This window comes from Loigolactobacillus rennini DSM 20253, assembly GCF_001436505.1.
GTDB classification, from domain to species: domain Bacteria; phylum Bacillota; class Bacilli; order Lactobacillales; family Lactobacillaceae; genus Loigolactobacillus; species Loigolactobacillus rennini.
The window spans coordinates 13,501-16,116 of sequence record NZ_AYYI01000106.1 but is presented as its reverse complement, the minus strand read 5'-3'; the positions used below and the strand labels follow the sequence as shown (position 1 = coordinate 16,116).

1 protein-coding gene is annotated in these 2,616 nt (G+C 41.6%); it reads left to right on the top strand.

What is annotated here, in order from left to right:
• On the top strand, positions 1-2,508 hold a 2,508-nt coding region (locus FC24_RS11610; RefSeq protein ID WP_162257022.1), incomplete at its 5' end, for a transglycosylase SLT domain-containing protein.
• Between the last annotated feature and the right edge of the window lie 108 nt (positions 2,509-2,616).

Genomic DNA, 2,616 nt, shown 5'->3' with positions numbered 1-2,616 from the left:
CTAGGTACCGCTTTTGTAATTGCTTATAAAAAATCAGAAACTTTTAGAAATATTGTCAATGGCGCATTTAATGCGGTTAAAGATACATTAAGTGCCGCTTGGAATAATGTGATTAAACCAGTAATGGATAAGATGGCTAAAATATTCGGCAAGGTTTGGAAAGAAATAAAAGCTTCTGCTGATATTATTTTGCCAGACTTGCAAAGTGGTTTTTCCCGTGTTTTTAGTCATATTGGTGAAATTGCATCAACGTTATGGGACATACTCAGTGCCCTATTTAACGGATTATCTGCGCTAGTAAAAGCAATCATGCCTGGGCTTAAAGCTGTGTTTAAAAATACGTTTGATGGAATCGGAAATATCGTTACTGGTGCTACTGACGTAATTCTGGGCATTGCTAAGGTGTTTTCCGGCTTATTTGCTAGGAATTTTGAATCAATGTGGGATGGCATTAAACAAATATGTAGCGGCGCTGTCAGTATAGTTGTTGGTATCATTAAAGCTAGCTTTATTGGAAAGATTATTTCGTTTGTTATAGGCATGCATACTACGGTGCTCGGCTGGTTTAAGAAACTGTGGCAAGGTACTGTAAATATTTTTAACAATTTAAAGAATAGTGCGGTTAACATCTGGAATGCGATTAAAAACGCCGTGGTTAGTAAAGCTCAAGCACTGTGGAATGGTGTTAAGAATCACTTTAATAATTTAAAAAATAGTGCTGTTAACATTTTTAACAGCATAAAAGCTTTTGCCGTTGGGGTCTGGACAAGTATTAAAAATACTGTTGTTAGGCTGGCACAAAACTTGTGGAATGGCGTTAAGAATCATTTTAATAGTTTAAAAAATAGTGTTGTTGCTATCTTTAACAACGTTAAAGCTTTTGCTGTCAGAGTCTGGACAGGCATAAAAAATTCCGTCGTTAAGCTTGCTCAAGGCCTCTGGAATGGCGTTAGAAATAAATTTAACGCCTTAAAATCTGGCGTAGCTAACATCTTTAAGGCAGTTAAAAATACTGTTATTAATATTTGGACGTCAGTTAAGAAAAAAGTCGGTGGACTAGCCAGTAGCATGAAAGACAACGTGCTTAAAGTTTTGCGAAATATGCGCGACGGGATAAAAGGCATCGTTGATAAAATCAAAGGCTTTTTTACCGGCATGGTAACAGCCGTTAAGAAAGGCCTTAACAAGCTAATTGATGGGGTTAACTGGGTCGGCGGCAAGCTCGGAATGAAAAAACTGGGCAAGATTAAATTGTCCACCGGAACCGAAACTACCGAAACTCGCAATGTTATCACTAATGGCAAAATCAATCAGGATACGTTTGCAACGGTTGGCGATAAAGGCAGAGGCAACGGCCCCCACGGTTTTCGCAACGAAATTATCCGCTACCCCAATGGCAAGATGACTATGACGCCAGATCAAGATACTACGGCGTATTTGCCTAAGGGATCGCGAGTGTTTAATGGCCAGCAAACTTTTAATGCACTAACTGATTTACCGCATTTCGCTAAAGGCACATTGTGGGACAAAACTAAGAGCGCCGTTGGCAAAGGCACAAAATGGTTAAAGGGCAAAGTTGACGACGTTATGGATTATGTCGGTCATCCTGGTAAATTACTAGACCATGTGCTTAAGGCATTTGACGTCAATTTTGATTTTGTCCAGGGATCGCTACCCAAAGCTCTAATGGACGGTTTGTTTAAAAAGTTAAAAACAGCAGTTAAAAATAAATTTACGCAGTGGCTAAAAAAGGCAGAATCTGATGGCAATGCTGGCGGTAAACACGGTAACCCCGGTGGTGCTGGGGTCCAGCGCTGGAAAAAATTAGTTAAAAAAGCTTTGCGGGCTAATAAGCTGAGTACTAGCGCTGCGATGGTCAATAAAATCTTAAGTCAGATCAACACCGAATCTGGCGGTAATCCTAAAGCAATGGGTGGCACCGATGGCTTGGCTGATGGCCGAGCTATGGGATTAATGCAGACCAAGCCAGGAACCTTTAAAGCTTATGCCTTTAAAGGCCACGGTGATATTTGGAACGGCTATGATAACCTGTTGTCCGCGTTGCATTATGCCAAGGTACGGTATGGCGCTGCTTTATCGTTTCTTGGCCATGGTCACGGCTATGCTAGCGGCGGTTTTATTAAGACGCCGGGCATATACAATTTAGCCGAAGGCAAATTCCCAGAATTTGTAATCCCAACCGATCCCAGCAAGCAGTCTGACGCCATGAAGCTATTAGCGTTGGCTTCGCAAAAAATCAATCGGCGGAACAATAATAAGCGGCCTAATCAGTTGCGTACACCGGTCAGTGCCACTAATAGTACGTCTGGGGACGGCTATGCAGAGCTTAATCACAAGTTTGACACTCTATTAGCTATGTTTGGTCGCTTACTAGGTGTTAGTGATGCCCAGCTTAATGCGATTAAAAATAACAATCCAGACAAGCAGCAACAGTATAAACAACAGGCAGCTGACCAGATTTTAGCTGATTATCAGGCGCTGACGTAGGAGGTGCAATTAATGTCGTGGTTAAAAATAAAGGTAGGTGATCAAGATGAGGTGGACCCGAGCAAAACCATCCCTGGCTTAAAATTCCTTGGGGATACAATCACGCCA